This window comes from Acinetobacter sp. A47 (assembly GCF_000805455.1).
Classification (GTDB): Bacteria; Pseudomonadota; Gammaproteobacteria; order Pseudomonadales; family Moraxellaceae; genus Acinetobacter.
In genome coordinates this window covers 140,329-147,383 of the sequence record NZ_JSUS01000027.1, presented here as the reverse complement: position 1 = coordinate 147,383, position 7,055 = coordinate 140,329, and the positions used below count along the sequence as shown (strand labels likewise).

Sequence of the window (7,055 nt, the reverse complement as noted above, 5' to 3'; positions counted from 1 at the left end):
CCCGAACTCAGAAGTGAAACCTCTTAGCGCTGATGGTAGTGTGGCACTTGCCATGTGAGAGTAAGTCATCGCCAGCTTTTAAATACGAAACACCCCTGACCAAATGGTTAGGGGTGTTTTTTTATGCTCTGGAAAAATTAAAATAAATAGCATATTTTGAAAAATATATTATTGTTGTCTCGGCAAAATCAGAATAATAAAAGGATGAAATTTAAGTGATCCATAATAATCTATCCATGACTTCAGATAAATTTGTAGAGGAATTTAAGATTTTAAGAGAAAATCTGATCCAGGGATATTTCTCGCTTGATTCTGAAATAACACGAATACATTTATTAGAAAAATCCGGGATGAATCCTGAACAAATTGCTTTAACCAGGAAAATTGTCTCGGAGGCATTAACCGATGCCCTGTATACGGTTTTGTTAGGTCTTGATGGCAGTGCATCAATTGGTCGCCATCAGATCATATATACGCTTTTGGATGAGCAATCCCATGAATTGACTGGAGATCTGGAATCGATTGCATGGGAGAAGTTTCATGGGGAAGAGATATAATCACGTTCACTTTTAATCTCGGTTAAGCCTGCAAAGTTGTGTTGAATCGGTAATGTGAATGGAATAAATTTGCACAATATACTCTGAGATGAATTGAGCTTAGAATTTATTTTTATTCTATTTAGATATTTTTATGAAGTGGATTGTTGCTGAAACCTATTCTTTTCCTTATGAGGCACAAATTGCCAAAACGCAACTGCAAGCCGCTGGTATTCCTGCCCGTATTGAAAATGAACATACCATTAACATGGACTGGCTTTATTCCAATGCCTTAGGGGGTGTTCGGTTATTGGTTCCTGAACACTATCTGCAAGAGGCGCAAAGCTTATTAGCACAAGATTTTAGTCAGGAAGTGGAGCAGGAGTTTGGTTTAAGCGAGCGTTGTCCTCAATGTGGCAGTACAGATATAAGGCCTTATACAGAAGGCAAGCGGCCTGCTTATCTGGTTTTCTTGTTACTGGGTTTTCCTTTATTTTCATATCAACATGGAACCAAGTGTCAGCAATGCCAACACTTCTGGAGTTAAGATTGCATAAGCATTGATGAACAGAATCAGATTTGATCTTATACACGGCATCCTGTAAAAATAGATAAAAAATCAAAAGGACAAAAAAGATGCAATATAAAGGAAGTTGTCATTGTGGAAAATTAAGCTTCATTGCACAGGGTGAACTCACTGAGGCATTGTCGTGTAACTGTTCAATCTGCCAGAAAAAAGGTTCTTTGCTCTGGTTCTTACCAAAGAGTGAAGTCGAGATTACTGTGGAAGATGATGCTCAGGCGACTTATCAATTTAATAAACATGTGATCGAGCATCATTTTTGTAAAACATGTGGTATTCATCCTTATGCAATGGGCGTTGATCCCCAAGGGAATATGATCTGTGCAATCAATGTGCGTTGTATTGATGATCTGGAACTGGAAAGTATCAAGATCAATCACTTTGATGGTCGTTCGGTATAACCTCAAAATCTAGAGTATAAAAATGACCAAGAATAAAAAGTTAGACCTTGAACAGGTTGCAAGGCTATTAGACATCTTAAAGCAGCGCTTTGAACAAAATATGCATCGTCACAAGGATCTGAATTGGGCCGATATTGAAGATCGATTACAGCAGCCAGAAAAGTTATGGTCACTCCATCAAATGGAAGAAACGGGTGGAGAGCCAGACATGATTGTATTAGATGCAAAGTCACAAGAAATAATCTTTTATGATTGTACTGTAGAAACGCCAAAAGGGCGCAGAAGCCTGTGTTATGACCGTGCCGCCTTAGACGCACGTAAAGAACATAAACCGGCAAATAATGCGGTTGATGTGGCTGAAGCCATGGGAATTGAATTGCTCACAGAAGAACAGTATAAGCAGCTACAGTTGTTTGGGCATTTTGACTTAAAAACTTCAAGTTGGGTCAAAACGCCCGAGGATGTAAGAGCTTTAGGTGGCGCAATTTTCTGTGATAGTCGTTATGGTCGGGTTTTTACTTATCATAATGGTGCTCAATCTTATTATGCGACGCGCGGATTTCGTGGCCGATTAAAAATATAGTTGTAGGTTGCTATCGCGATATTTGACCTATTTTTTTAACTTTTAATTTTGCCAAGCGCTTGCTTGGTTTTTCTGGTTTTGCTACTTTAGTGCTCATTCAATAAACAATGATCAATAATTGCCAGGAAGCAGAATATGCAGCTTAATCCTTTGTACTACAACGAGCAGCATCTTGAATTTGCCAAGACTGTCCAACGTTTCGTAGAAAAAGAGATTTCACCTTTTATCAATGAATGGGATGAGAATGAAACCTTTCCGCGAGAGCTATATAAAAAAGCTGCAGATATTGGCTTGTTGGGTTTAGGCTTTGAAGAACAATATGGTGGCATTGCTGGGACCGATGCATTTTATACCTTGTTAGCTTCGATTGAGCTGGCAAAATGTGCCTCGGGTGGTCTTAGCGCATCTTTACTGTCGCATACCATTGGTGCGCCTCCGATCCAGCACTTTGCCAATGAAGCGGTGAAAGCTGAAGTGCTGCCTCAGATTTTATCGGGTGAAAAAATCTCGGCCTTGGCGATTACTGAGCCAGGCGGTGGTTCAGATGTTGCCTCACTCAAAACTAGGGCTGTACGTGACGGTGATTATTTTCTGGTTAGCGGTGAAAAGACCTTTATCACTTCGGGGATGCGAGCAGATTATTACTCGGTGGCAGTTCGTACCGATCTAAATGCGAAAGGGGCAAATGGGATATCTATGCTCTTGATTGATGCGCATAGTGAAGGGATCAGCAAAACCAAACTGGATAAGATGGGATGGTGGGCTTCGGATACCGCACATTTGCATTTTGACAATGTCAAAGTACCAGCCAGCCATTTATTAGGTCCGGAAAATATGGGCTTCTTGGTGATTATGAATAACTTCAATATGGAGCGTTTTTTCCTTGCTGCCAGTAGTTATGGCTTTGCCCTGACTTGTTATGAGGAAGCGCTGGAATGGGCACAACAACGCCAGACCTTTGGCAAGCGTTTAGTCGACCATCAGGTGATGCGTCATAAACTGGTAGATATGGCAACTCGATTGACTGCAACCCGTGCTTTACTTGAAGATACCGCTTATCGCTTGGGTAAACCCGAATTGCAGGGCAGTGAACTGATTGCCCAGATTTGTATGCTGAAGAATGTTGCCACTCAAACCATGCAATTCTGTGCCGACGCGGCGGTGCAGACACTCGGGGGTATGGGCTTTATGCGGGGTACCAAGTCCGAACGAATCTATCGTGAAGTGAAGGTAAATATGATCGGCGGTGGTGCAGAAGAAATTATGAAGGATTTAATCAGTAAGCAATTGGGTTACTGATTAATTTAATGATGAGCTTTAACCAAGGTTTATGAAAGAAAAGCCTTGGTTAAATTAGTTTGGTAGATTTGTACTAATAGACATTAAAATAAACTCTAACAATTCTTCCATCATATTTTTCTGCATAAACTGGATAAAAACCATCACCTAAAACTGTTCCAATGACTATAGCCGCACCTTGATGTCCTTTCTTAAAAGGTAATACGCCATAGCCTTTTTCACTTAATGTTGCATAACATGCACCAGCGTATGAATAACTAATTTTGTTTGAGTAATCAATTGGTATTTCTTCAAGTTCTTTTATTGCTATTAACTCATTAACAGTTTGATCGAAACCTTCAATTTTATTTTCGTAGTGAAAGAAATCCTTCCCAAAGCTATAAAAATTTCCAGTTTTTCTATGTTTATATACTCGTAATAATTCTAAATCATCATTACTCCATTCCACATCTATATAGCTAGGATCAGTGATCATTAACTGACCACTATCTACTGCAACAAGACCTAACTCTTCAATTTCGTATTCAGCATCCTTTGAAAAGAAACCATCATTTTCATCAATATGTAAATCTAAAAGATCCATAGTTCTTCTTAAGTCTATAGATTTTTCTAGTTTACTTTTTAAACCTGTTAATTCTTGAGTTTTTAACTGTAATTCTTTTTCGTTATTATTTTTATCTTTAGCTAATCTTTCAATCTCTTCCTCTCGTATTTTGATTCTATCATTAAGTATTTTTTCTAAGTTTTCTGGAGATTTCTTTTCTAAATCTGTAATTTGATCTCTTTGAAGACGGGTGTTTTGTTCCAAAAGTTTTATTTGATCATCTTTAACGTTTGAAGATGCTTTAAGGTTTTTTATATATGCAATGTATATCCAGCCAGCCACTCCAATAGCAAAAGCGTTTGCTGACAACTGTAAGTAGCTAATAAACTCATTCATACTTAAATTATTAATATAGGAATTAAATGAATTATATCAACATATTTAGGAAAAGAAATAAAATCCAAGCATTGATAGTGCTTTAAAAAATGACGATTAATATAGAACTATTTAACCGCCATTTCCCAAACCATTTTAGTCAACTCATCAATGTTGACTTTACCTTCAGGTCTGTACCAGGTCACGGTCCAGGAAATCGAGCCACCCAGCAAACGACGCCAAATAAACGCATCGTGTTTGACTTTGCCCTGAGCACGTAACTTTTCAATCACATCTAGCCAAATCTGCTCATATTCATTGCGCATTTTCAGCAGGTAATCTTGCTTCTCTTTAGAAAGGGCAAACCATTCATGTACCAAGACGGCCATCGCCGCCCCGGTATCACCGGCAATCGACAGTAATTCAGCTTTGATCAAATGACGTAATTGTTGTTCAGGATCGCTTGAGCGTTCAGCCGCTTCTTTTAAACGGGCGAAGTTATAGATAATGGTTTGTTCCATCACCGTCGCCAGAATTTCATCCTTGCTTTTAAAATGATGGAACAGGCTACCTGATTGAATGCCAATAAATTCACCAAGTTGACGAACCGTGGTTTTGTCATAACCTTGCTTATAAAACAGATAGGCTGCGCCCTGTAATAAACGCCCACGTGGACTATCGTCAAAGCAAACAATCTTGGGTATTTGCTCAATTGAAGTTGCGATCATGCCTATCCGTCTATCCTGTTCAAGCTAAAGTGTATTGTAACAAAATTCATTCGATGCTTTGTCTTATCTTTTTATAACAAGCAGTTGCTTGAGTTTGACTATTTTTGCCAATACAGCATAGCATTATGTACTTTACAAACCAAGCACTTGCTTGGTAATGTTAAGGCGTTTTTAGCAATAACAATGAGAAAGCGCATGACAACTGTCAAACAGGATGACCAGCGGGTAGTTAAAATCGGGTGTGCATCGGGCTTTTGGGGCGATACCAATACTGCGGCCTTTCAGTTGGTGCATCTGAGTGATATTGATTATCTGGTCTTTGATTATCTGTCTGAAATTACCATGTCGATTATGGCCAAGGCGATGATGATAGACCCGAATCATGGTTATGCTTTGGATTTTGTCAGTCGGGTGATAGCACCACTGATCCATAAAATTGCCGAGAAAAAAATAAAAGTGATCAGTAATGCAGGCGGGGTAAACCCACTGGCTTGTCGTGATGCCTTACAGAAAATCATTGATGAAAAGGGCTTGGATTTAAAAGTTGCAGTGGTGCTCGGTGATGATGTATTGCCAAAGCATACAGAATTATCAAAACAAAATATTCAGGAAATGTTTAATGGCGATGCTTTACCTGCACAGGTTGCTAGTAGCAATGCTTATTTAGGTGCTGTTGCGATTCGCGATGCCCTGGACTTGGGTGCGGATATTGTGATCACGGGCCGTGTGGTGGATTCAGCGGTTGTACTGGCACCTTTGCTGCATGAATACAAATGGTCACTGGATGATTATGACAAGCTGGCACAAGGTTCATTGGCAGGGCATGTGATTGAATGCGGTGCACAGTGTACAGGTGGAAACTTTACTGACTGGCGTTTGGTTGAGGGCTTTGACAACATGGGCTTCCCGATCGTGGAAGTCAGCGCTGATGCTTCATTTATCGTGACCAAGCCGAAAGGGACGGGTGGTCTGGTTTCAACTGCGACTGTAGCCGAGCAGATCGTTTATGAAATTGGCAATCCGCAAGCTTATCTTTTACCTGATGTGACTGCTGATTTTAGCCAAGTCCATTTAGAACAGGACGGCGAACATCGGGTCAAGGTGACTGGCGCAACAGGTCGCGCACCAACCCGGCAATATAAAGTGAGTGCCACCTATGCCGATGGTTATCGGGTCTTGGTCAGTTTCTTGATAGCAGGTCGTGAAGCACCAGAAAAAGCCCAAGTGATTGCTGATGCCATTCTAAATAAATGTGAACGCGTTTTGGCACTGCGTTCAGTTCCTCCTTTTAGTGAAAAGTCGGTTGAAATTCTCGGTATTGAAAGTACCTATGGGGCACATGCCCGAATCAAGGATAGCCGTGAAGTGGTGGTCAAGATTGCAGTCAAGCATCTGTTTAAAGAAGCCTGTATGTTCTTTGCTTCTGAAATCGCCCAAGCTTCAACCGGCATGGCACCTGCATTGGCAGGCATTGTCGGTGGCCGTCCGAAAGCCTCGGCAGTGGTGAAACTGTTTTCTTTCCTGATTGATAAAGATCAATTAAAAGTTGAAGTCGACTTTGCGGGGCAGCGTTATCCGGTTCAGGTTCCTGTTGGGCAAAAGATAGCAGAGGTCGAGCTAAATCCCGTCGGTGAAGTAGCGACCTATCAAGGTGATGAGATTGAAGTGCCTTTGATTGAGGTAGCTCATGCACGTAGTGGTGATAAGGGCAATCATAGCAATATTGGTGTGATCGCACGCAAGGCTGAATATTTACCGTGGATTCGTGCAGCTCTGACCGAGACCAATGTTGCCGCATATATGCAGCATGTTTTAGATCCTGAAAAATCAAAAGTGATTCGTTATGAATTACCTGAGATGCATGCGCTGAATTTTATGCTGGAAAATGCATTGGGTGGGGGCGGTATTGCCAGTTTGAGGATCGACCCACAAGGCAAGGCTTTTGCACAGCAATTATTGGATATGCCGGTGAAAGTGCCAGCACAACTGTTAGAAAAATATTAAGG

8 protein-coding genes are annotated in these 7,055 nt (G+C 40.7%); 6 read left to right on the top strand and 2 right to left on the bottom strand.

The features are described 5' to 3' along the window. Window positions 1-215 precede the first annotated feature (215 nt). The 5 genes from OC23_RS06540 (at window position 216) to OC23_RS06520 (ending at window position 3,402) form a co-directional block, all read left to right on the top strand. Window positions 216-557, top strand: coding sequence for a hypothetical protein (locus OC23_RS06540; RefSeq protein ID WP_081407300.1), 342 nt, complete (start codon window positions 216-218; stop codon window positions 555-557). Window positions 558-690: 133 nt separating this feature from the next. Beyond that, window positions 691-1,083, top strand: coding sequence for a DUF2007 domain-containing protein (locus OC23_RS06535; protein ID WP_038343678.1), 393 nt, complete (start codon window positions 691-693; stop codon window positions 1,081-1,083). Between the two features lie 89 nt (window positions 1,084-1,172). After that, window positions 1,173-1,520, top strand: coding sequence for a GFA family protein (locus OC23_RS06530; RefSeq protein ID WP_038343676.1), 348 nt, complete (start codon window positions 1,173-1,175; stop codon window positions 1,518-1,520). A 22-nt stretch (window positions 1,521-1,542) separates the two neighbouring features. Then, window positions 1,543-2,103, top strand: a complete 561-nt coding sequence (locus tag OC23_RS06525) for a DUF4256 domain-containing protein (protein ID WP_038343675.1) — start codon at window positions 1,543-1,545, stop codon at window positions 2,101-2,103. Between the two features lie 135 nt (window positions 2,104-2,238). Further along, window positions 2,239-3,402, top strand: coding sequence for an acyl-CoA dehydrogenase family protein (locus OC23_RS06520; protein WP_038343673.1), 1,164 nt, complete (start codon window positions 2,239-2,241; stop codon window positions 3,400-3,402). Between the two features lie 73 nt (window positions 3,403-3,475). On the opposite strand, the gene OC23_RS06515 is transcribed toward OC23_RS06520, so the two are convergent. Both OC23_RS06515 and OC23_RS06510 read right to left on the bottom strand, forming a co-directional pair. Continuing rightward, complete coding sequence (locus tag OC23_RS06515; protein WP_038343672.1) at window positions 3,476-4,342, bottom strand: hypothetical protein; 867 nt, start codon at window positions 4,340-4,342, stop codon at window positions 3,476-3,478. Window positions 4,343-4,449: 107 nt separating this feature from the next. After that, on the bottom strand, window positions 4,450-5,049 hold the full coding sequence (locus OC23_RS06510; protein WP_038343670.1) for a TetR/AcrR family transcriptional regulator: 600 nt from the start codon (window positions 5,047-5,049) through the stop codon (window positions 4,450-4,452). Between the two features lie 195 nt (window positions 5,050-5,244). Here OC23_RS06510 and OC23_RS06505 point away from each other — a divergent pair, with 195 nt between their 5' ends. Next, window positions 5,245-7,053: an acyclic terpene utilization AtuA family protein gene (locus tag OC23_RS06505; protein ID WP_038343668.1), complete on the top strand. Its 1,809-nt coding sequence runs from the start codon at window positions 5,245-5,247 to the stop codon at window positions 7,051-7,053. Window positions 7,054-7,055: the final 2 nt, after the last annotated feature.

Bases quoted from the DNA above. Each gene is read 5' to 3' on its own strand.
- OC23_RS06535 (WP_038343678.1), top strand. From the start codon at position 691: ATGAAGTGGATTGTTGCTGAAACCTATTCTTTTCCTTATGAGGCACAA.
- OC23_RS06530 (WP_038343676.1), top strand. From the start codon at position 1,173: ATGCAATATAAAGGAAGTTGTCATTGTGGAAAATTAAGCTTCATTGCA.
- OC23_RS06525 (WP_038343675.1), top strand. From the start codon at position 1,543: ATGACCAAGAATAAAAAGTTAGACCTTGAACAGGTTGCAAGGCTATTA.
- OC23_RS06520 (WP_038343673.1), top strand. From the start codon at position 2,239: ATGCAGCTTAATCCTTTGTACTACAACGAGCAGCATCTTGAATTTGCC.
- OC23_RS06515 (WP_038343672.1), bottom strand. From the start codon at position 4,342: ATGAATGAGTTTATTAGCTACTTACAGTTGTCAGCAAACGCTTTTGCT.
- OC23_RS06510 (WP_038343670.1), bottom strand. From the start codon at position 5,049: ATGATCGCAACTTCAATTGAGCAAATACCCAAGATTGTTTGCTTTGAC.
- OC23_RS06505 (WP_038343668.1), top strand. From the start codon at position 5,245: ATGACAACTGTCAAACAGGATGACCAGCGGGTAGTTAAAATCGGGTGT.